At 39.7% G+C, this 23,092-nt stretch carries 19 protein-coding genes; 9 read left to right on the top strand and 10 right to left on the bottom strand.

Annotated elements, in window-relative coordinates:
* Positions 1 to 107 precede the first annotated feature (107 nt).
* Together gap and pgk are read left to right on the top strand one after the other, a co-directional pair.
* A complete protein-coding gene (gene gap, locus F777_RS0112840; RefSeq protein ID WP_026752398.1) occupies positions 108 to 1,121 on the top strand; it encodes a type I glyceraldehyde-3-phosphate dehydrogenase in 1,014 nt (337 codons plus the stop codon).
* Positions 1,122 to 1,205: 84 nt separating this feature from the next.
* Entirely contained in the window at positions 1,206 to 2,426 is a 1,221-nt protein-coding gene (pgk, locus tag F777_RS0112835; RefSeq protein ID WP_037369482.1) for a phosphoglycerate kinase, read from the top strand.
* Here the strand turns inward: pgk and F777_RS0112830 are convergent, their stop codons facing one another.
* Positions 2,427 to 3,311: an aldo/keto reductase gene (locus F777_RS0112830; protein WP_037369479.1), complete on the bottom strand. Its 885-nt coding sequence runs from the start codon at positions 3,309 to 3,311 to the stop codon at positions 2,427 to 2,429.
* A 72-nt stretch (positions 3,312 to 3,383) separates the two neighbouring features.
* Positions 3,384 to 3,779 carry an RNA recognition motif domain-containing protein gene (locus F777_RS0112825; protein WP_026752395.1) on the bottom strand — a complete coding sequence of 132 codons (396 nt, stop codon included), beginning with the start codon at positions 3,777 to 3,779 and terminating at the stop codon, positions 3,384 to 3,386.
* Between the two features lie 247 nt (positions 3,780 to 4,026).
* Here F777_RS0112825 and F777_RS0112820 point away from each other — a divergent pair, with 247 nt between their 5' ends.
* Complete coding sequence (locus F777_RS0112820; RefSeq protein WP_026752394.1) at positions 4,027 to 5,856, top strand: WG repeat-containing protein; 1,830 nt, start codon at positions 4,027 to 4,029, stop codon at positions 5,854 to 5,856.
* On the top strand, positions 5,856 to 6,083 hold the full coding sequence (locus F777_RS0112815) for a WG repeat-containing protein (protein ID WP_026752393.1): 228 nt from the start codon (positions 5,856 to 5,858) through the stop codon (positions 6,081 to 6,083). The genes F777_RS0112820 and F777_RS0112815 overlap by 1 nt, the downstream gene beginning before the upstream one ends.
* A gap of 81 nt (positions 6,084 to 6,164) precedes the next feature.
* Here F777_RS0112815 and rplI read toward each other — a convergent pair whose 3' ends face one another.
* The 6 genes from rplI to F777_RS0112785 form a co-directional block, all read right to left on the bottom strand.
* Complete coding sequence (rplI, locus tag F777_RS0112810) at positions 6,165 to 6,611, bottom strand: 50S ribosomal protein L9 (RefSeq protein ID WP_026752392.1); 447 nt, start codon at positions 6,609 to 6,611, stop codon at positions 6,165 to 6,167.
* A gap of 93 nt (positions 6,612 to 6,704) precedes the next feature.
* Positions 6,705 to 6,968, bottom strand: a complete 264-nt coding sequence (gene rpsR, locus F777_RS0112805) for a 30S ribosomal protein S18 (RefSeq protein WP_026752391.1) — start codon at positions 6,966 to 6,968, stop codon at positions 6,705 to 6,707.
* A gap of 2 nt (positions 6,969 to 6,970) precedes the next feature.
* On the bottom strand, positions 6,971 to 7,393 hold the full coding sequence (gene rpsF, locus F777_RS0112800) for a 30S ribosomal protein S6 (protein WP_235785953.1): 423 nt from the start codon (positions 7,391 to 7,393) through the stop codon (positions 6,971 to 6,973).
* A gap of 49 nt (positions 7,394 to 7,442) precedes the next feature.
* Positions 7,443 to 9,377, bottom strand: a complete 1,935-nt coding sequence (locus F777_RS0112795; RefSeq protein ID WP_026752389.1) for a TlpA family protein disulfide reductase — start codon at positions 9,375 to 9,377, stop codon at positions 7,443 to 7,445.
* Positions 9,378 to 9,462: 85 nt separating this feature from the next.
* Positions 9,463 to 10,401 (bottom strand): hypothetical protein, encoded by a 939-nt coding sequence (locus F777_RS0112790; protein ID WP_026752388.1) that lies wholly within the window; start codon positions 10,399 to 10,401, stop codon positions 9,463 to 9,465.
* Positions 10,402 to 10,479: 78 nt separating this feature from the next.
* A complete protein-coding gene (locus F777_RS0112785; protein WP_026752387.1) occupies positions 10,480 to 11,514 on the bottom strand; it encodes an endonuclease/exonuclease/phosphatase family protein in 1,035 nt (344 codons plus the stop codon).
* Between the two features lie 169 nt (positions 11,515 to 11,683).
* Here F777_RS0112785 and F777_RS0112780 point away from each other — a divergent pair, with 169 nt between their 5' ends.
* From F777_RS0112780 to htpG, 4 genes are all read left to right on the top strand, one after another.
* Positions 11,684 to 14,218 carry a TonB-dependent receptor gene (locus F777_RS0112780; RefSeq protein WP_026752386.1) on the top strand — a complete coding sequence of 845 codons (2,535 nt, stop codon included), beginning with the start codon at positions 11,684 to 11,686 and terminating at the stop codon, positions 14,216 to 14,218.
* Positions 14,215 to 15,561 (top strand): DUF5689 domain-containing protein, encoded by a 1,347-nt coding sequence (locus tag F777_RS0112775; RefSeq protein ID WP_152530921.1) that lies wholly within the window; start codon positions 14,215 to 14,217, stop codon positions 15,559 to 15,561. Before F777_RS0112780 ends, F777_RS0112775 begins: the two co-directional genes overlap by 4 nt.
* 54 nt (positions 15,562 to 15,615) lie before the next feature.
* Positions 15,616 to 16,692, top strand: a complete 1,077-nt coding sequence (locus F777_RS0112770; RefSeq protein WP_026752384.1) for a hypothetical protein — start codon at positions 15,616 to 15,618, stop codon at positions 16,690 to 16,692.
* 113 nt (positions 16,693 to 16,805) lie between these two features.
* On the top strand, positions 16,806 to 18,665 hold the full coding sequence (gene htpG, locus F777_RS0112765; RefSeq protein ID WP_026752383.1) for a molecular chaperone HtpG: 1,860 nt from the start codon (positions 16,806 to 16,808) through the stop codon (positions 18,663 to 18,665).
* Here htpG and recJ read toward each other — a convergent pair.
* Both recJ and F777_RS0112755 read right to left on the bottom strand, forming a co-directional pair.
* The gene (recJ, locus tag F777_RS0112760) at positions 18,625 to 20,337 is read right to left on the bottom strand and encodes a single-stranded-DNA-specific exonuclease RecJ (protein ID WP_026752382.1); all 1,713 of its coding nucleotides are present in this window, start codon (positions 20,335 to 20,337) and stop codon (positions 18,625 to 18,627) included. The two genes, htpG and recJ, sit on opposite strands and share 41 nt — an antisense overlap.
* Complete coding sequence (locus tag F777_RS0112755; protein ID WP_026752381.1) at positions 20,337 to 21,299, bottom strand: polyprenyl synthetase family protein; 963 nt, start codon at positions 21,297 to 21,299, stop codon at positions 20,337 to 20,339. The genes recJ and F777_RS0112755 overlap by 1 nt, the downstream gene beginning before the upstream one ends.
* 181 nt (positions 21,300 to 21,480) lie before the next feature.
* Between F777_RS0112755 and F777_RS0112750 the strand changes: the two genes are divergently transcribed.
* Positions 21,481 to 23,016 (top strand): OmpA family protein, encoded by a 1,536-nt coding sequence (locus tag F777_RS0112750; protein WP_026752380.1) that lies wholly within the window; start codon positions 21,481 to 21,483, stop codon positions 23,014 to 23,016.
* Positions 23,017 to 23,092 lie beyond the last annotated feature (76 nt).

The raw sequence follows: 23,092 nt of genomic DNA, 5'->3' as shown, positions 1-23,092 counted from the left end.
GAGGCAATTTCTTTTCTGCCAAACTTTTTTATCAAAATACCCAAAATCATTTGATAAACTGTAAATTTGTTCCTTTAACGCAATTATTTAAATAAAAACAGTTATCAATGAGTACAGTAAAAGTGGCTATTAACGGTTTCGGAAGAATCGGTCGTCTGGTGTTTCGTCAGATTTACAATATGAAGGGAATTGATGTGGTTGCTATTAATGACCTGACTAGTCCGGCGGTTTTAGCTCATTTATTGAAGTACGATAGTGCACAAGGACGTTTTGATGCTTCTGTCACTTCTACAGAAGATTCAATTGTAGTAAACGGTGAAACCGTTAAAATATATGCTCAGAAAGATCCTTCTCAAATTCCTTGGGGAACGCACGGTGTAGATGTAGTAATTGAGTCAACCGGATTCTTTACTGATAAGGATAAAGCAGCTGCACACCTTGCAGCCGGTGCTAAGCGTGTCGTAATTTCTGCACCCGCTACTGGTGATTTAAAAACAGTTGTATACAATGTAAACCACAGCATTTTGGACGGTTCTGAAACCATCATTTCCTGTGCGTCTTGTACCACAAACTGTTTGGCTCCAATGGCTAAAGTTTTAAATGATCAGTTTGGTATCCAGACTGGTATCATGACTACCATTCACGCATATACCAACGACCAGAATACTTTGGATGCTCCGCACCCTAAAGGCGACTTGAGAAGAGCCAGAGCTGCTGCTTCTAATATTGTTCCAAACAGTACCGGAGCTGCCAAAGCAATCGGCTTGGTTTTACCTGAATTAAAAGGAAAATTAGACGGAAGCGCTCAGCGTGTTCCAACCATCACTGGTTCTTTAACTGAACTGGTTTCTATCTTGAATAAGAAAGTAACTGCTGAAGAAGTAAATGCTGCAATGAAAGCTGCTGCAAACGAAAGCTTCGGTTACAATGAAGATGAAATTGTAAGTACAGATATTATCGGCACTCATTTCGGTTCATTATTTGATGCAACGCAAACCAAAGTAATGACGGTTGGTGATGCTCAGATTGTGAAAACCGTAAGCTGGTACGATAACGAAATGAGCTATGTAAGTCAGTTGGTAAGAACTGTAAATTATTTTGCAGGCTTAATCAGCAAGTAAATAGTTGAAAAAATCTATCGAAAGCCGTTCTGATAATTCAGGACGGCTTTTGTTTTTTGGTTAAATTGCCAATAAATATTTTATATGGCAAGTCCTTTTGAATCGTTTCATTTTGCTGGTAAGAAAGCATTAATCCGAGTAGACTTTAATGTCCCTTTAGATAAACAAACTTATGCAATTGGGGATGACAATCGCATGCGTGCAGCAGTCCCTACAATCGTAAAAATATTGAAGGATGGCGGTTCTGTTATTTTAATGAGCCACCTGGGCCGTCCCAAGGAAGGGCCTGAAACCAAAAGTTCTTTAATTCATATTACCGGCCATTTGCAATCCCTCCTTACTAAGGCAATGGGCAAGGAAGTATTGGTGCAGTTTGCAAACGATTGCATTGGACAGGAAGCCATTGATAAATCTGCCGCATTGCAGGCAGGAGAAGTTTTGTTATTGGAGAATCTTCGTTTCTATAAAGAGGAAGAAAAAGGGGATGCTGCATTTGCAGAGAAGCTTAGTAAGTTAGGAGATGTATATGTGAATGATGCTTTTGGAACTGCTCACAGGGCGCATGCTTCCACTGCTGTTATTGCACAGTTTTTTGCTCCGAGAAATAAAATGTTTGGCTTACTAATGGAAGGAGAAGTAAAAGCTGCTGAATTGGTTTTGCATAAAGCAGAAAAACCTTTTACCGCCATTATTGGAGGTGCAAAAGTGAGTGACAAAATCCTGATCATCGAAAACTTATTGGAGAGAGCAACAGATATTATTATTGGTGGCGGAATGGCATACACATTCATGAAAGCAAAAGGTGGAGCCATTGGTAAAAGTTTATGCGAAGACGATCGTTTGAATACGGCACTCGAAATATTGGAAAAAGCTGCGGCAAAGGGTGTAACCATTCATTTGCCGGTAGATAGTCTGGTTGCAGACAATTTTGCTGCTGATGCCAATACACAGGTAGCAGACAGCAACCAGGTTCCTGATGGCTGGATGGGACTGGATATTGGTCCGAAAGCGATTGAGGCATTTACAGCTGCCATCACCCGTTCAAAAACCATTTTATGGAATGGTCCGATGGGGGTTTTTGAAATGGAAAAATTCCAGGCAGGTACCAAAGCAATCGCAGTTGCGGTTGCTAAAGCCACTGCAAACGGAGCCTATAGTTTAGTAGGCGGTGGCGATAGTGTAGCAGCTGTTAATCAGTTTGGTTTTGCCGATCAGGTAAGTTATGTAAGTACAGGGGGAGGAGCCATGCTGGAATATTTTGAAGGAAAAATATTGCCAGGCATCGCTGCCATTTCCAATAGCTAATTAAGCAACATCTTCACCCGTAGCAGCTTTCATTAAAAAGAACCAGTCTTCTCTGGTTAGTTTGATGGAAGCTGCTTTTTTTGCCTGATCCAGTCTTTCCGCTTTGGTTGTGCCAATAACAGGAAGAATACCTGCAGGGTGCGTATTCAGCCAGGCAATCAGCATTTCATTCAATCCCATGGCATATTTTTCTGAAAGCAAATGAGCAGCATGTGAGATGCTTCTGAAATGAGGATGCAGGTCATCTGTTAATAAACCTCCACCCAGTGGTGCCCAGGCCATTGGTACAATGTCGTTTTCCATGCAATTGTCTAAAATACCATTCGTGAACGGAGAGGTTCGGATAATGGATACTTCAATCTGATTATAATCTATCTGAACCCATTTCCTTAACATATTTACCTGATGAGGTAGAAAATTGGATACGCCAAACGATCTTACTTTCCCTTGTATTTGAAGGGATTGAATGGCTTCTGCTACTTCTGCCGGATCTAATAGAGGATCTGGTCGATGTATCAGCAATACATCCAGATAGTCTGTACCAAAATTTTTTAGGGATTGCTCAGCCGAGCGAATAATATGTTTTTTACTGGTATTGTACGATTTGATGCTATGTTCGGGTCGGTTATCAGTAACCATCTGAATGCCACATTTTGTAATCAGTTTTATTTGTGAACGAATGGTCTTGTCTTCCTTTAAAGCTTCTCCGAATTCTTCTTCTGTTGTATAATCCCCGTAAATATCTGCGTGGTCAAAACTATTTACCCCAATTGATAAACACTGATCAATCATCTGGCGATAATCGTATGTGGTAAAATTGGCACCCCATTTTCCCCAACGCATACAGCCGGCAACCGGACTGTTCAATATCAAATTATTTTCCATGCTTAAATATAGAAATAAAAAAAACTCGTTCTGCAGTCAGAACGAGTTTTATAAATCCGTAGGATTGTTAGATTAATATCTGTTGTATCCGCCACCGCCGTTTCCACGATCGCGATTACCGCCACCGTATCCACCGCCGCCGCGATTGCCACCACCAAAGCCGCCGCGATTACCGCCGCCGCCACCATAAGGCTTCTTTTTAAATCCGCCTCTTTCGCCTTCTGGGCGCGGTGTTGATTCGTTCACAACAATTTTGCGATCCATTACCTCAGTATCGTGTAATGCTGCGATAGCTGCACGGGCAGCATCATCATCAGCCATTTCAACGAAACCAAAGCCTTTGCTGCGGTCGTTGTTAAATTTGTCGGTAACGATTTTGGCACTGCTTACTTCACCGTAGGGAGCAAACAGATTCTGAAGGTCTTCACTAGACATGTTCCAGTTAAGATTTCCAACGTAAATGTTCATTTTTTAGAAATTAAGTGATCAAAAAACCAAAGCAAAAACAGTAACCAAAAACCCTGAAACATTTACGTGAAAACGTTCTGAGACCTGGAGCTTCCGCATTTGGACAGTTAAAGATAGGGTTTTTACTGAATTAGCAGCATTTTTCCAAAAAAATGACAATTCTATATCAAAATAGGCAAAAAATACCGCAAAAGCGGTATTGTCGGGATATCCCGAACTAACTACTTTGGCCTTTCATATTAATAAAATGAAAGAGATTTTTTTTGGCATTCTGGTTACGATTTCTATGGTAGCAAAGGCGCAGAAATTGGAAGTGGTGAATTACACTTTTGACGACGATAGATTTGGGCTTACCCAATTTAATAACAGAATGAACACAGATTCAACAGACTATGGGTTACAAAACGGCAAGTATGTTTATCAGGTTCATAATAAGAAAAAGGGGGTAACCAAATGGGTTACATTTAGTGTTGGATTAAGCAGCAGTACTAGCATTGGTTATAAAGCAAGTTTAACACAGCTCGCTGGTTTGCAGGATTATGGATATGGTATGGTTTTGAATGCCGAAAATGGAAATAATTATATCATGTTCGGGATTTCCAGTTCAGGATACTATATGGTCAATTACGGGAAAGCCGGCATTGCTACTAATGTTACAAAAGGATGGGTTAAGTCTTCATTAATTAAAACAGGTTTAAATGCGACCAATGAAATATATGTTGAAAAAACCGGAAACACTTACCAGTTCTTTGTAAACGATGTTGCGGTTGTATCACAACAGATTAGCCTTGCCAAGTTTACACCTAATGTAGGCTTGTTTGCAAATAGTGAGATGAAAGTTGCTTTTGAACAACTTCAGGTTCACCAATGGACTGGACAGGCTTACAGTCAAGGGAAAATCCAGCCTGGATACAAACCATTAACCAGTTTGCCCGTTGCTGCTCGGCCTGTTCCTACCCAATCTAAACAAACAGAAGTATATTCAGTAAACTTTGGACTTTACAAATCTGGATATGGGTTAAAAGATAAAGATGGATTTCGTTTGGTGGATCCGGTTTATAGAAATGGATACATTTCTGAAAAATTTTTTATTGCAGAATCTGACTATGGTAATTTGTTTGGTGTGTACGATCTGGAAGGCAAAGTGATTATTCCGCCTATCATGAAAGCGATTAAAGCCAGCAAATCAAATGGGGAAGTTTATTTTTCCTGTAAATCAGAGTCTGGATTTTGGGGGTTAATTAATCAAAGCGGTAAAACGGTATTGCCCTTTATTTACAGTTACCTTGATCATGTATCGGAAGGGCATGTCTATATAAAGAATAGCAAAGGCTGGGGACTGGTTGATTTAAATGGCTTGCCTAAAATATTACCGGGAACAGTAGATGATAAAGCTGAAATAGAAAAAGTGAGGTATCGATTTCCTGTTAAGCTAAAAGACGGAAGATTGATTACTAAGGCAAAAGCCGGGGATGGAGGAAAAGTTGGAATCATGGACCTTACGGGCAAATGGGTCATTATGCCTAAATATCATTCTATAAATTCCCTTGACACCAATCAGCAATACATTGCTTCTGCCCCTAAAGTGGGTGAGACGAACAGAATTGTATGGGGAGTAATAGATAAAAATGGCAAAGAAATTATTCCCTTTAAGTATTCATCTATTTCTAATCAGGCTAAAAACTATATAGTTGCTGAAGGAAATGATCCCGGGGGGTATGACGAGATAAAATCGGCAGATGCTGAGAAAGATGAAGAAGATGAATGGGATGATTTATTTGAGGGCTTTGATGCTGTTGAAAATCGCAAATGGGGGGTATTGACTTCAAATGGTGCAGAATTAGTTCCAGTAAAGCAATCCATGGTGGAAATAACCAATGATAAAAATGTTTTAATAATTAATCAAAATGAAATAGTGGGGGGGAAGGAAAAACTAAAAAATTCATTTTTGATCAGACTAAAAAAACAATGGTTAGCCTGGCAGCATATGATGAGTTTAAATACGACTCTATTATCATCAAGGGCCGGCCGAAAGGATTTGGGGGGTTCTTGTTTCCTTATTTTTCCGGAGGCGTAATGAATGTTTCCAAGGCCGGGAAGTGGGGTTTTATTGATAAAACAGGCAAAGTGGTCGTTCCTTTTATTTATGATTTTGCCGGATCACTCTACAAAGAAAAAGCATTAGTAAAAAAAGGCTCAGAGTGGTTTTATATCAATGCTACTGGAAAAAGGGTACCTGAAGATACTTTAGATCAAAATCAGAAAACCAACGAGCTTCCGCCCATCAGACCGGGCACTTTATAAAGAAACTTGCTTTTATCGGGGGGTAAAAGCAAAACGGCCCGATGAGAATCGGGCCGTTCTATTTTTTGGGTATTAGAAAGATTATCCTTCTACTACTTCAAAGTCAATTTCAGTGTTGTTTCCGTTACCGAAGTCGATGGTTGCTTTGTAGCTACCCAACTCTTTCACTTCATCAACGATGTTGATACGCTTGCGGTCAATTTCATAACCTTTCTGGTCACGGATAGCACGTGCAATTTGTAAAGAAGTAACAGCACCGAAGATTTTACCACTTGTTCCGGTCTTAGCACCAACTTTAACAGGAGAAGATTTTAATACTTCTACTACTTTGTTGATTTCAGCCAGCATAGCAGCTTCTTTCTTAGCTTTTACCTTTAACTTTTCTTCTAATTGCTTCAAATTAGAAGGGCTTGCTTCAACTGCAAACTTTTGAGGAATTAAGTAGTTACGAGCGTAACCGTTCTTAACGGTAACTAGTTCGTTTTTACCACCTAAATTGTCTACGTCCTGAATTAAGATTACTTGCATCTTGTTTTGATTTAGTCCCAGCGCCCAATCAATGATAGTTGATTTGACTGTCTCGCATATTGCTATGCGATTAGGGATGGTTAACTAATATTTCTATTTTAATAAGTCAGTAACATAAGGCAATAAAGACATCTGACGTGCTTTCTTAACGGCGTCAGTTACTTTACGCTGATACTTTAAAGAGTTACCAGATAAACGACGAGGCAATAATTTACCCTGTTCGTTGATGAACTTCTTTAAGAACTCAACATCTTTATAGTCTACATACTTAATACCGTACTTCTTGAAACGACAGAATTTCTTCTTTGGCTTCTCCTGCTTAATCGCGGTAAGGTATTTGATTTCATTCTTTGCCATGATTATGCTTCGGTTTTTTCAATTTTAGGAAATCCGCCATTTCTCTTGGTATAATTGTACTCGACGGCGTATTTATCGAGACGGGTAACCATGTGACGCATAACTTGCTCGTCACGTAAAAGTTGAATCTTCAACTTCTCTACTCCTTCAGCAGGAAGAGTGAATTCTAAAACCCAGTAGATACCTGTGGTTTTCTTTTGAATTGGGTAAGCCAAAGACTTTAAACCCCAAGGATTGCTGTGAACGGTAGCACCGCCCAGTTCAGTGATAATGTCCTGGAATTTCTTCTGAGCAGACTTAAATTCGTCTTCAGAAAGAACCGGAGTGAAAATCACCATCAATTCGTAATTGTTCATTACTTGAATTTTTTTGGTTAAAAATTGGTTTTTTCCCAGTGGATTCCTGCAAGCAGGAAAATCTGCCAAATACAGATTTGGGGCTGCAAAAGTAGGAAGAATAACCTTTTTAACCAAATTAACGGCCTGCCAATTCAATCATCGTGCTCAATTCAGACACTAATTTGTCGATATTGGAGTCTCCGCCCACGCTTTTAAACCTGATTTTGCCTGTTTTGTCCAGAACGAACTTGGTAGGAATTCCGTCTACTTTATAGGCGGAAACCACTTTATAGGCATCAGATGTATCTTTTTCGTCATATAATACATTGAAACTGTATTTGTTTTTGGCAATAAAGGACGAGACTTCTTTGGTGCGCTCTTCCATGGTTTCCTGGCTTTCCCAGGTATCAATGAATAAGAATGCTACATTCGGGTCGTCTTTGTATTTATCCAGCGCTTTTTGCATGCCTGGGAAAGAGGCAATACAGGGTCCGCACCAGGTAGCCCAGAAATCCAGTACTACCACTTTACCTTTTAAACTAGCCAGTTGAACTTCCTTGCCTTCCAGGTTTTTCAGTTTGAAATCAACGGAGGGCTGGTCAATCATTTTCTTTATTATTTCTTCTTTGGCTTTAAGGGAAGCTGCTTTACCCAATAGTTGCATTTTTTCATTGGCTGCAGTTTCAGAGCCCAGTTCTTTTGTCAGGGCATTCTTTAAAACCTCTTTTGTTTTTGTACCGGCTGTATTTTTTTCTACAAAAACACCAAGCTCAGCAACTAATTGTGAATTGCTGAGAACTTTTTCAGCAATTTCCGCATAACGGTCATTGTATTCGTTGTTAGCCCAGTTATTGGCTTCACAGCCTTCCTTGGCATACTTCAACGCGGTTGTATAGTCTTTCTGTTTAAATAAAATATAAGCGTATGTATCCGCATACATACCGAAAGTAGATTTTCTGCTTTCCAGCCATAGATCATTTGTATAAAATTCAGGTTTGGGCTTTGTTGGGTTTTTTATTTCGTTTTCTGCCCACATGGTGGCTTCTCTGGAAAGTTGAGCGGCTTCCGCAATCAACGTATCTTTTTTATAAGCCCAATCCCAGGCTGTATTATTGAATAGAGATAATTTATCTTCCTTCGACAGTGGAGAGCAATACTGCAGAAACTTTTCCATGTTGAAAACCTTTGCACTCTTTATATAACTTTGTACTATTGATTGATAGGCCCAACTGTATTGATTCTTGCTTCTGTCATCTTTAGCAGGATACTCAGCTACAATTTTATCAAGTGCTTCCTTTCTTTTGTCAAGATCTTCTAAGGTATTTAAGGCAGCAATGGCATCTCTTCCTTTCCAGCTTCCATTGGGAAATTTCAATTTCATCTGATTGGTTATTTCTTTTCCCAGTTCCCCTTTCTTTAGCGCATTGGCATACATGGATAAAAAGGAATAATCTTCTTCTTTCGCTAAAGGATGATTGCGAATTTCTTTGGCTATTTGCTCGAAGCTGCTATCGAGTAATTTGCGGTTTGCTTGATAATTGACACTCAGGTATTGATTGTACAAAGCATAACGATTTTTAGGAAATGATTTCCATTCCTCATTAATTAACGCACTGGCTTTGTCAGGGTTGGGTTCTATACCCAGGTAGTATTCTCCCAATCCACTGTACACACTGGCCAGTGCATGTTTGGCACCCAATACAGGCTTGCCCGTTTTATCTTTAATAGAGATGATATACCCCTTTTTTTTGTTGCTCTCAAAGACAGAACCTTCTTTCACCATAAATGCCAGTGCTTTGGCAGTTTTCGGTACCACAAAAGAGCCTGTATACAGTCCATTTTTTCCGACGATAGGTTTTATTTCTATCACACCGTTTTTATTGTCCAGAAAGTTAAAATGGAAAATGGCCAACTTCGGTTCAGTTTTACCCGGCAAGTCAGTGCCTTTTGCATTGTAGGTAAATCGTACGCTTTGACCAGGCTGTGGATTTTGCGGCTGGTACGTAAAATTTTGCGCAACTACTGCTTGGGTAAAAAGAAGCAGTGCAAATAATCGGAAGACTCTAAACATAAATGATTGATTAAATGAGGTTATAAGTTACTCATTTAATCAATCATCAAATGTTAAATATTAATATATATTGTAAACCAATGACTTAATTTCTTTTATCAGCTGCATAGGCAGCCAAATGAGCTACATAAGCATCCAATGCAACGCTGGCAGCTTCCTTGAATTTGGGAACGTCCATATTGATACCATAAGAATAGGTAAGTCTACTGATGGCATTTTGTTTTAACTTACCATCAATCATGATTCCATTGGTTAAGTCAGTGATGTAATCGTTGGTTTTGGAATAGATAAGTTTGTCGGCATCTTTTCCAACAAAGATTTCGAAATTAATGAAGCCGTAATCCGGACCCGCAATCTGATTAGGTACATCATACCAGAAAGGATTGGCATAAGTAGTGAATCTCATGATAGGATCAAAGTCAAAATTGTCGGTGTATTCAGTTGTGTATTTATACTTTCTGTCCCAGTTTATAAAATAGGGTTCCAATACCGGAGAAATATTCACCACAATCATGTCTTCTTGATTGGCCAGTCTGGCGTGTGCTCCACCATTGAATTTGGGGAATTTAAACACCGGGCGTTTGCCGGAAGGGAAGGTTCTGATAGCAACTCCGAAATCTTTTGAGAAAAATTCCTCATCTTGTTTTTTGGTTGTATTCTCCATCAGTTTTTTGTACAAGTCGTTTTCTGTTAGTGAATTTGGATCTACTATCGTATATCCCAGTTCTGCGAATTTGTCTTCCAGTTTTTTTCTGAACAAGTCCGCCAGTTCATATCCTACATCCATAGTTAAGTTTCCTAAATAAGTATGTAATGTATTGGTCCCTTTCTGGTTTTTTGAAGTAAATGATTGTGTTCTGATGCCCAGGTTTACACCTAAAAAACAAATCTTCTTGGCTCTTTTAAATGGATTTTTATAATCCTGTGCGATATAAGCTTTTTCAAAATTTTTCAAATTGACTTCCTGTGCCTGTATAACAGAGCAGGCAATGCCAAAAATCAGCAATAGCATAATTCTTTTCATGAGTTTCATTTTAATGATTCAAAACTCATGTACTATTTCTGGATAATCAATACGAATAAATACGTATTTACCTGTTCATCATCTTCTTCGAATAACAATATAGGTTGGAAAGTGATCACTGAAACCACCTCTGTATTGGTTCCCATCCCAGGTGCGCATGGGATAACCTTTGTACTTGCCCGTATTTTCTAACATATAAGGTTGTTGAAAAATGACGGCTTTTACATATTCCCATTTTTTGCTTGAGCTATCTTCTGGAACTAACCATGGTTTTGAAACTAATATCTGGTCGAACAGACCCCATACATCTCTGTTGGCAAGGGTCCCGAAACCCTTTTGATAAAAAGCAATCCAAGGGTTATATAAAACCTGGTTATTGGCAAGTTTTTGATTGCCGGTTGCACCCAATACATTCAGTATACTAGGGTCAGTCGGGTTATCATTCAGATCACCCATAACAATAATTTTGGCTAATGGGTCATGAAAACGAATTGAATCCATATGTTGTCTGCAGGTATTGGCAGCAGCTGCTCTTGCCGGTGCACTTCTTTCTTCACCACCTCTTCTGCTGGGCCAGTGATTTACATAAATATGAATAGTCTCTCCGCTCAATTGTCCTTTCACATATAGAATGTCGCGTGTGTAATAAGCGTCCTTGCTGCTTCCGGGCAAATTCACCTGTAAGGATTGAGCGGTGTAGGGATGGAAAAAATCTGGCTGGTATAATAAGCCAACATCAATCCCCCTGGCATCCCTGGAATCAAAATGAATAAAATGAAATTGTTTGTTGCGCAGCATAAAATGATTTACCAGGTGATTCAGTACCGTATCGTTTTCCAGTTCTGCAACCCCGATTATGGCAGCCCCCCGCGGATGGTCTTCCGTGCCCAGTTGATTGAGTACATAAGCCAGTTTAAATAGTTTGTTCTGGTAAATGCTCCCTGAATAATTTTTAGCTCCTGTAGGAATAAATTCATCGTCGTTTACCAGTATATTGTCAATCGTGTCGTATAAATTTTCAAGATTGTAAAACCCAATGACAGCCTTCTCTACAGGCTTTTTGGTTTGATCGAATAAGAGTAAGAAAACAACAATTATATTAATCCATTTCATCCAACAATTTGTAATAAAACAAATCATTTGAGAACCGTATTAATACGCTTTTTATGGGGGGATTACAACTGTTTTTTTCAGGTAGTTCGCTCAAATTTTTTAAAAGGGTTTCTTGTATCGGATAAACGCATTAGTTTTAAAATGTTTGTAATTCCGCAACTATTCCAAAATGCGGAAAGGGTTATTGGCTTCCCTGTATTTTTGTGCAGGTATTCATGTATTTGTGCGGCCTGAAGTAAAGGCCCAGATGATACCTCCTGTAAACACTTTTGTAAAAAAGAATCAATGGGTAGATAGTTCACTAGATAAAGAGGGCTGGAAATATTTTAAAGATCAGTATGTGCAGGATTTTGAAGAAGAAGTGGGTGAAACTTTACCTGTTGTTGTACCTTCTTTACTTCAGTCCGGGAAAGATTTATTCAGTGCATTAACCGGGTTTAGTTTCAGCGTGCGGAGATTTAAACCCAAAGGGCTTTCCAACCGGCATTTTTTGCAATACGTACAGGATATCAATATCAGCCAATTGTCAGATGGTAGTATACCCTGGGCAAGCTGGGGAGGACTCAATGAAGTAACGGGTAACCAGCAATTGTTTGCGGGCTTGCGAAATAATGAATATCAGTTTGGCGCTGCGGGAAATGCTGTTTTTATGCAGCTGAATGCAGCAAAATTATTCCCGCAGACAACCGTAACGCACAATATTTCCAATCGAAATTATCATAATCGTATTGCCTTTACCAAAGTTTGGAATACCACAAAAAATGGGTGGACAATTGCGCATTCTTTTTCTTATAAATCGGGGAAGGGCGGACTGTATCCGGCCAATTTTTTCGAAGGGGTTTCCTATTTTCTTGCCATTGATAAAACGTTTAAAAATCAAAACTGGTCTTTGATTTTGTTGGGTAACCGGCAGATGAATACAAGAACTGCTGCAGTTGCTGAAGAGCTGTTAGAATTAACTGGTAAGAAATTGTATCAGCCTGGATGGGGCTGGTATCAGGGTAATTTAAAACAAGCCAACTGGCAGTTTCAGCATCAGCCGATTGCAATTGTATCACAGACCTTTCAGATAAGCCCGATTATTAAACGAGTGAGCACCCTGATGTTTAGCAGCGGGGAGAAATTTAACAGGGGGTTGGATTGGTACAATGCTCCGGATCCCAGACCAGATTACTATCGTTACCTGCCTTCTTTTTATAAGGATTCTGTTTTGCAAAATCAGATTATTCATCATTTGCAAAGCCATCCGGAGCAATTACAATTGAACTGGGAAAGCATGTATCAGGCTAATCAACAGAGTACAGCAGATAAAAGGGCCCGGTATTTTATGGATGATAAAGTTGAACAGTCCACTAAACTGGCTTTTAACATCCGCTATCAAATTGATTATAGTTCTTCCCTGAAACTGCTTTTTCAGTCTCAGTACAAGTGGGAGCGCTATCATTATTTTAAACGTATCCATGATTTAATGGGGGCAGCTTATTCGTTCAACTGGAATCAATTTGCTGAAGACGATCCCAATGCTGGAGTTGCCATTCAAAACGATCTGAATTATCCTGATCAAATGCTGCATGAGGGCGATCGTTGGGGGTACAATTTTAAAATGCATTTACAGCAATGGGTGGGGCTTTTGCAACTGGCTTATCAGTTGCCTAAATGGGATTTTTTTACCGCTGTTGAATACAGCTCAACACAGTACCAGCGGGAAGGCTTGTATAGAAATGGGTTGTTTCCGATGCGTTCCTATGGACCATCAGAAAGGGACTGGTTTAAGAACTGGCAATTGAAAGCAGGTGCTACTTTTAAAATTAATGGAAGAAATTATGCCTTCATTCATGGGATGCTGGCTTCCAAGCCGCCGCTTGCCAACGATATCTATCTCTCTCCAAGAACTAGTTCAATAAAAAATTTGGCCATTGAAAGCGAAAGTTTTTCTATGGTAGAACTCGGATATATTTTAAATGCACCTACGCTTAAAGTACAGTTCAATGGTTACTATCATCGGACTGCTAATAGTATGGATGTTATGAGTTTCTATCATGATGGATATCGCAACCTGGTGAACTATTCTTTGTCTGATATCGGAACCAGTTCATTGGGTGTTGAATTAAGTGCAGCCCTCGAATTACGTGGGGGATTTACTATCAGCTCGGCATTTAGTCTTGGAAAATTTTATTACAATCATCGCCCTGTGTATAGCATACTTCCCGACAATGCTGCTTTTGAAACCGAAAGAGGGGAGCTCTATATTAAGGGTTATCCTGTTCCTGGAATGCCAACCTTGGCTTTTTATAACGGTTTATCCTATCGGTTGAATGGAAATTTATTTTTAAATATCAGTGGGTCTTTTCTTGGGCCACAATTTTTGTCGATGAATCCCTTGCGGCGCTCTCCCTCAACCATCAATGGCAACCTGAATACTTCTGATGTTGAACGCTGGACAAATCCATCTGCGCTTCCTTCAATACATAGTGTTGATCTGGCAGTAGGGTATAGCTTCCGACTCTTCAGAAACAGCAAGGGAAAGACCTACACATTGCAATGTTTTCTTGGTATAAGCAATTGTTTAAATCAGACTTTTATTACTGGCGGATTTGAACAATTGAGAATGGATTTATCAGGGCAGGATTTGAATCGTTTTCCCAATAAATATTATTACCGTCAGGGATCGCTCTATTCTTTGAGTTTAAAATGGAAATTATGAAACAAGGGTATGTTCAGAAATTGAATCAGCTGTTTTTCTTTTTGTTTGTTTGCTGCGGTGCATGCACCAGAAGCAGAGAAATGCCTCCCACTTCAGCATTAGCTGCTGAACAAGTGAATGCCTCTATCAAAAGTATTTACAATACGCATATTGCGGGGAATGCCGAGCAGTTTGTAAACAATGAAGTAATCCGCGGAATTGTTACGGCTAACGATGCAACCGATAATTTTTATAAGTCCATCGTTATCCAGGATAGTACTGCAGCCATCACCCTTAAACTGGATGGTTTTAGTTTGTCTGCGCTGTATCCAATTGGGATGGCGGTTGTTGTTAAATTGAATGGATTGTGGATGGGAGAGTATGGCGGTATGTTGCAGCTGGGTGGGGGAATAGACAGGTCCGATCCGCAGTTCCCGGCTATACTTCCATTGCCTTCATCCTTATTTCAGAAGCATATTGTTTCAGTGGGATTACAGAAAATGCCTGAGCCTATAGAAGTAGGATATGATCAGTTGCATGATTCGCTGCACAGCAGATTGGTAAAACTGAATCAAATTCAGTTTGCTGAAAATGATACTGCAGCCTTTTTCGGGGATTGGGTGAACAAAGTAACCCATAGTTTGTCGCTTAAATTTTGTTCCGGAGGAACCGTGTATTTAAGAACCAGTGGCTTCGCCAAATTTGCAAAACAAAAATCCCCTAATGGGAGTGGCAGTGTTACTGGGATATATTCTGAATTTGGTTCGCAGCGTCAACTGATGATTCGTGATACCAGTGATGTACATTTTACAAACAGTAGATGCAGTAACAATATCGGATATACTTTGTTTTACGAAGATTTTGAACAGTATCCCGTTTCATCTACCCTAAATATTCCGCTTTGGCAAAATATACCCGAGCTGGCAAAACAGGATTTTCAGATTCAGCGTTTTCAGCAAAATTCATTCGCTTCAGTTACAGCACTGGGGTCACAGGAATCAGTTATTAGTAGCTGGCTCATCTTACCTCCTGTTCAACTTAACAATAGTACCCATGAACAACTCGGATTTTTAACCAGGGACGCTTTTGACAATGGCGCTTCCCTTGAAGTATTGTTGTCTGCCAATTACGATGGGAGGGGACAACCCTGGAAAGCAAAATGGCAGCCTTTAAAAGCCAATATAGCCAATGGGGCAAGCAATGGAATTGGTGCAAGCTGGGTTAAATCGGGTAATATTTCTTTACATGGTTATAAGGGGCAGGTTTTTATTGGATTTCGTTATACAGGGTCCGATTTGGGTAGTTTAACAGGGAAGCGAAATACCAACTTCTGGGTAGATGATGTTAAAATTACTGCTCAATAAGGCATTTATAAGCTGAAACCCTTGTTGTATAAGGATTTTTGTTAACTTAGTACTATGTTAACCGCAACCGATTTAACGGGAGAGGAAACGCAAGACAAAAAAAATCCAAGATTCCTCCTGCTCATGCTGGCGCTATTTATCATGGCCGGCATAGGGTATGCTGCATTCTGGTGGATCCAACAGAAAGAAAAAATTGTCCCACTCGTTAAAGAAGAACAGGTAGTAGATGAGTCCGCTCAGGCCTGGTACGAAGAGCAACGCAGGTTGATGGAATCCCGCCTAAATATTGCTCCGGTAGCTGATTCATCTAATAATAATGACTCCACTACACAAGCAGTTGTTCCTTTAATTGATTCTTTAACTATTGAGTCAGCTACAGTAAAAGCAGAACCAATTGAAACAAAACCAGCTACAGTTGAGCCTGTGGCCGTAAGATCAAAAGTAGCCAAACCCGCTGTGGTTGAGTCCTCCGTAGAAAAGTCAACGTTAGCCAAAGCCATGGAGCCTAGACCTGCAGAACCTAAGCCTGCCCGTCGTATCAGAGAGTCTTATCCCTCCGAAAATATGGAAAGTGTGGAAGCGCCCCGAAAAAAAACGGAGAGGAGAGTGGACGATAATATCAGGCCTAAATCAACCATACAATATTGGGATGAACAAACAATTCAGCAGACCTATAACGGCAGTATACCCCCTACGAACAATCGCAGACCTGCTAACCCATACAATTATTCAGAACCGGTAAATAATATTCCTGCTTACCAGGAATCCAGATATGAAAAATCAGTAAGAACGGATACAAAGTCGGAGCGGACTACAGTAAAAGCTGAACCTAAAAACCCGACGCCACCCAAAAATGATTTCTCATCGGTGATGATTACCCGGGAAGAACTGGAAGAGTTTATGCGCCAGTTCCCCTATAAAAAAACTACCATCCAGTTTGTTACTTACAACAGGCCCACAGAGGGCACCGAAGCTATTAAAGCCCAGATAATCCAATTTCTGAAGCAACAGGGCTATACCGACATTGAAGTCAATTGGAATATCTGGTCAGACTACACGCCAGTTAAAGAAGTGCACTATGGGAAATACGGTCTTACCGGTGCCTGCTTTTATATTCCCGTTCTGAAATAGAAAAAATCTGTCAAAATTTTCCTTTTTAAAAGCAGGAAATGCCATTATTTGACATCCTGTCAGCGGTTCTCTGATTGGTACTTTCTTTGCTAACTCATGGAAAAAACATTGATATGCAAAAAGGACAGATACGCGTACAGACGGAAAACATCTTCCCGATTATTAAAAAATTTCTTTATAGTGATCACGAAATCTTCCTAAGAGAACTGGTAAGTAACGCTACCGATGCTACCCAGAAAATCAAGACACTTTCTTCCATTGGAGAGGCAAAAGGAGAATTAGGGGATTTGCGCATTGATGTTGTATTGGATGCAAAAGAAAAAACCATCACCATCGAAGACCGTGGGGTGGGTATGACCAAAGAAGAAGTTGACAAATACCTGAATCAGGTGGCTTTCAGTGGAGCAGAAGAGTTTTTGACCAAATACAAGGATGCCAATATCATAGGACATTTCGGATTGGGTTTTTACAGCGCATTCATGGTGGCTTCCAAAGTGGAAGTAATTACACAGAGTTATCAGGATGATGCTGCTACTGTTTACTGGAGTTGCGATGGTAGCCCTGAATTTGAATTGTACGAAGTTGAAAAAAAACAAAGAGGTACCCGCATTATTTTACACGTTAATGAAGAGAGTGCAGAGTTTTTGGATGCTTATAAATTAAAAGGTATCCTTGAGAAATTCTGCAAATTCCTTCCTATTCCTATATATTTCAAAGATCAAAATGCGGAAGTAAAAAAAGAAGACGAGAAAACAGAAGAGAAGTCAATTAACAATACGAATCCAATTTGGGTTAAGAAGCCCAGTGAATTAACCAAAGAAGATTACGAGAAATTTTATCGTGAATTGTATCCCTTTGGTGAAACACCATTGTTCTGGATTCACCTGAATGTGGATTATCCATTCAATCTTACCGGTGTTTTATATTTCCCTAAAATCAAGCAGAGCTACGAAATTCAGAAGGACAAAATTCAGTTGTATTGCAACCAGGTATTTGTTACCGATGAAGTAAAAGACATTGTACCTGAATTCTTAATGTTGCTGCATGGTGTGATTGACAGCCCGGATATTCCGCTGAACGTAAGCAGAAGCTACTTACAGGGAGATCCGAATGTTAGAAAAATCAATGCACATATCACCAAGAAAGTGGCAGACAAACTGGAAGAAATTTTCAGAAATGAACGCGCAGAGTTTGAACAGAAATGGGAGAGTCTGGGTCTGTTTGTGAAATACGGTATGATGACCGACGACAAGTTCCTGGAGAAGGCCAACAAGTTTCTGGTAATGGAGAATGTAGATGGTAAGTTCTTCACGTTGGATGAATACAAAACAGCTACAGAAGCTACGCAGAAAAACAAAGAGGGTAAGCATATCGTTCTTTATACTACTAACCCCGTTCAACAGGATGCTTATGTACAGGCATGTAAGGCAAAGGGTTATGAAGTGGTAAAAATGGAAACCCTGGTAGATGCCGCATTTCTGAATACCATGGAAATGAAATGGGAGAATATCAGTTTCGTAAGAGTGGATGCGGATATAGTTGACAATCTGATTGACAAACAGGAAAGTAATGAGTCTGTATTGTCGAAGGATGAAACTGAACAGTTAAAGAATTTGTTCACGCTTCAGATTCCCGAATTACATGTAACTACAGAAGTAAAAGGATTAAGTACAGATACACCTCCGGTGATTGCTACCCGTCCTGAGTTTATGCGCCGTATGAAAGATATGGGTGCTGCAGGTGGTGGTATGACTGCTTTCTATGCACAGATGCCTGATGAAGTTACTTTAACTGTGAACGGCAATCATCCTGTTTTTCAGACCATCCTGAAAGAATCCAATGAAGCCGTTAAGAGCAATCAGGTGAGAAACCTTGCAGATCTGGCTTTGTTGTCTCAGGGATTACTGAAGGGAGCAGAACTGACGAACTTTATTAATCGCTCTGTACAGATGATGCAGGGAGGAGGTCAATAACTTTGAGTTGCAAGCTGGTATTGCCCTGCCATTCATTTTCGTCAATGGTAAATACCAGATCAACTGATTGATTGTTCTGAAGGTGTATTATTTTTTCGCCCAGATTGAAACCAATTCCGGATAAAATTTTATCACCTTGTTTCACTACAACACGAAGATGCAGGTCTTTTACCACTTTGGAAAAGCCTGCATCTTTTACATTTCTTGCAATGAATACAGGTTTCATATTATCGGGTCCAAAGGGTTCCATTTGTTTGATAATATTGTAAAACTTCTCTGTAATATCAACAAACTGAATCTCTGCATTAATAACGATCTCCGGTATGAGTTGTTCCGGTGTAATACTGCTGGCAACCACTTCTTCAAAAGCATTTTTAAAATTTTCAATCTGATCAATAGCGAGTGTCATTCCTGCTGCTGCAAAATGTCCGCCATATCCTAACAGGTATTTTCTGCAGGCATGAACTGCCTCATACAAATTAAAACCTGCAACACTTCTTGCACTTCCTGCTGCATATTCCCCGCTGCGTGTGAGGATGATGGTTGGCCGGTAATAGGTTTCAATTAATCTGCTGGCAACGATTCCTACCACACCTTTATGCCAATTTTCATTGTACAAAACCGTTGTTTTTCTCTGCTCATTTAGCGGGTCTGCTTTCAACATTTCCATTGCGTCTACAGTAATAGATGCATCTGCTTCTCTTCTGTCTGTATTGTCGCTGTGTAATAGTTGTGCCAACGCAGTTGCTTGAGTTTTATCTTTTTCTATAAACAACTGAACCGCTTTTTTTGCATCGTCCATTCTGCCAGCCGCATTTACCCTGGGGGCTATAACAAAAACTAGGTTGGTTAAACTCATAGGAGATTTTGCGTTGGCCAGCTCCATCAATGCTTTGATTCCTATGGATGGATTGCTGTTTACTTTTTGTAATCCCCAATAGGCAAGCGTTCTGTTTTCGCCAGTTACGGGTACAATATCAGCAGCAATAGCAATCGATACCAAATCCAGGTACTGCAGGTATTGATCGGATGGAAGGTTCAGTTTTTCACTTAGTGCAGTCATTAGTTTAAATCCCACCCCACAACCACAGAGTTCTTTGTAAGGATATGCACAATCTTTTTGTTTGGGATTTAAAATGGCAACAGCCTTGGGTATGATTTCATCGGGTAAATGGTGATCACATACTATAAAATCAATGCCTAGCGAGGAAGCATATGCTATTAAATCAGCTGATTTAATTCCACAGTCAAGCGAGATAATTAAACTGTGTCCCTGTTCTTTTGCATAATCAATTCCAATTTTTGAAATTCCATATCCCTCCTTATATCGGTGAGGGATATAAAACTCCACATTATTGTGCAATGATTGTATAAACTGAAACATAGAAGCTACAGAGGTAGTTCCATCCACATCATAATCGCCATAAATCATTATTTTTTCTTTCTGATGAATGGCTTTGATGATTCTGTCTACTGCTTTGTCCATGTCTTTCATTAACCATGGACTGTGTAAGTGTGAAAGTTCAGGTCTGAAGAATTCTTTCGCTGATTCAAAATTGGTTATACCCCTTTGTATTAATATGGAACAAAGAGTTGAACTGATTTTAATAGCGGCTTGTAAGGAACGGGTTGCTTCTTCGTTCTGAGCTAATATTTTCCATCTTTTCTGCATTAATAAGCCCTATCAGTAGTGTAACGTACCAACTCCTCTAACGCATCCCTTACTTCAGAAGGTGGAAACTGGTACAAAATTTCCAATGCTTCATCTCTGTAGGTAAACATTTTCTGTGTTGCGTAAGCAATGCCTCCTAATTCTTCTACCTGACTAATTACAAAAGCTACTTTATCCTTTTGTGTATTCTGGTTTTTTATGATATAAATAATTTTCTTCCTGATTTCAGAAGAACAATTATTTAAGACATATATCAACGGTAAGGTTAATTTTTTCTCTTTGATATCATTACCTGTTGGCTTTCCAATATTCTGGCTGCTGTAATCGAATAAATCGTCCTTTATTTGAAATGCCATACCCACTTTTTCTCCGAACAACCTCATTTTTTCAACAGTTTCAGCGTCTTCAAAAGTAGTGGACGCACCTGCAGAACAGGCAGAAGCCAGCAGGGATGCTGTCTTTCCGTTTATGATATCGTAATAAATGGATTCGCTCAGGTTCAGATTTCTTGATTTTTCTATCTGCAGCAGTTCTCCCTCACTCATTAGTTTTACCGCTTCGGAGAGAATGCGCAAAACCTCGTGATCTTTGTTGTTTAATGAAAGTAATAATCCCTTTGATAGAAGATAATCCCCAACCAGTACGGCAATTTTGTTTTTCCAAAGGGCATTGATAGAAAAATAGCCTCTTCTCTCCATGGATTCGTCCACTACATCATCGTGAACCAATGTGGCTGTATGCAAAAGTTCAACCAGGGATGCAGCCCGATAAGTACTATCGTTTATTTCACCCCCCAAGCGTGCACTTAACAATACAAACATCGGGCGAAGTTGCTTCCCTTTTCGCTTTACTATGTATTGCATAATCCGATCTAACAACGCCACTCTGCTCTTCACGGCCTCTCTAAAATGGACTTCAAATTGAGCCAATTCAGCCGAAATCACCTTTTTTGCTAAGTTCATGTTATAATTATTCTGCAATATACCCAGTAAAATGACAAAATAATAGGTAAAATGCAGCGTTTATACTATATTCGCAGTCATAACTATCAATTATCCCCCCAGATAGTATTTAAAAGTATTTATATCAAAAATTAAGTACTTTTACAGCGATTATAATTAAATTTTAAATCAAATATCGATTATGGCAAGCAAGAAGCTCCTTTTTTTAGTTGCATTATTTGTGTTCGCACAGTTCGCAGCTAGCGCACAGACAAATTGGGGTTGGGATTGGAAAGACACTTCCAAAATTGCAGTTAAGGATCTGCCCCAGCACAATGAATTTATGAATAACCAGTATCCTTATCCTGCAAAACCAAGAAGCCAGTGGGAATTGGGTTTTAACCTAGGACCAACTTGGTTAGTGGGTGATATTAAAGGTAAAACAGGTCTTGGATATGGCGTTTCATTGAGAAAAGCTCTTGGACACGTTTTATCTTTCAGAGGTTCTTTAACCGGAGCGTCTACTTCTGGAACACCAAATGCTTACGGAGTAGCTGTTGGACAGACTGCTTACAAGAACTCTATGTGGGCTTTGGGTTTTGATTTGATTGCGTCTTTGAATACTCCTAGCTATTACAGAGGTAATCCAAAAACAAACTTGTATGTATTGGCTGGTTATAGCTTTTTAGGCTCCAAAGCACAATACCAGGGTGCTCCTGGTAACCAACCTGGCGGATACAATATCTTTTACGGTCAGCGTCCAGGTCAGGCCTATACTCAGGATGGTTTAATTTCAACTGCATTCGGAGCTACTGTAAACAATAGAAAATCTTGGGCTTTAATGCATGCTGCAAATATTGGTTTGGGTGCTGCATTTAAAGTAAGCGAGAAAGTAAACATCGGTATCGAGCAGAAATTCATCTTTACACTTAAAGGATACGATTATCTTGATACATGGAAAGATGTTAGAAACGAGAACAACGATTATTTCAGCATGACTACTGCCAGAGTTAATATCAACATTGGCGATAACAGCAAGAAAGTTCAGCCTCTTTACTGGATCAATCCAAACAACTTTATCTATAGCGAGTTAAATGCTCCTCAGCACATGAAAATGCCTAAAGTGGTATTACCTGATGCAGATAAAGATGGTGTAACTGATCAGTTTGATATGGAACCAAATACTCCAGCAGGTGCTCCAGTTGATTCTCATGGTGTATCTAAGGATACAGATGGTGATGGAGTTCCTGATTACAGAGATAAGGAATTGTTGACTTCTCAAAAATGTTTCCCTGTAAACAATGATGGTATCGGAACTTGTCCTGAGAACGCTTGTTGCAAGGAAATCAGAGAGATGGTTAGCAGCATGCAAGCTCAAAAAGCTTCTTGTTCAATCGGTGCTTTACCAAGCGTACAGTTCAAAGGAACTACTACTAAGTTAAGCAAAGATGCAATGGTAGTTCTAGGTGCAGCTGCAGCTCAATTGAAAGCTAACCCAACTTGTAATGTAAAAGTTATCGGATACGGTGCTACAAGCAAAGCTGCTCAGCAACAAAGCTGGGAAAGAGTAAACGCGGTTATCAAGTACCTGGTTGAAAAGCAAGGTATTGCTGAAAGCAGATTATTATTCGTGTATGCTCAGGAAGGTAAAGCCGGATCTGTAGACCTACAAGGTACTACTGAAGAAGGTCCAAACAGCGTACCTGCTCCACATCCAAACTTGAAAAGCAGAAATTAATAAAAGCTTTGAATAGAAAAAGCCCCTGGTTTTACCTGGGGCTTTTTTGTTTTCAGACATTGCCTCGTCCTAAAAT

Origin of the sequence: Sediminibacterium sp. C3 (genome assembly GCF_000508085.1) — a bacterium.
Taxonomy (GTDB): Bacteria; Bacteroidota; Bacteroidia; order Chitinophagales; family Chitinophagaceae; genus Sediminibacterium.
This window is presented reverse-complemented; position numbering and strand designations above follow the sequence as displayed.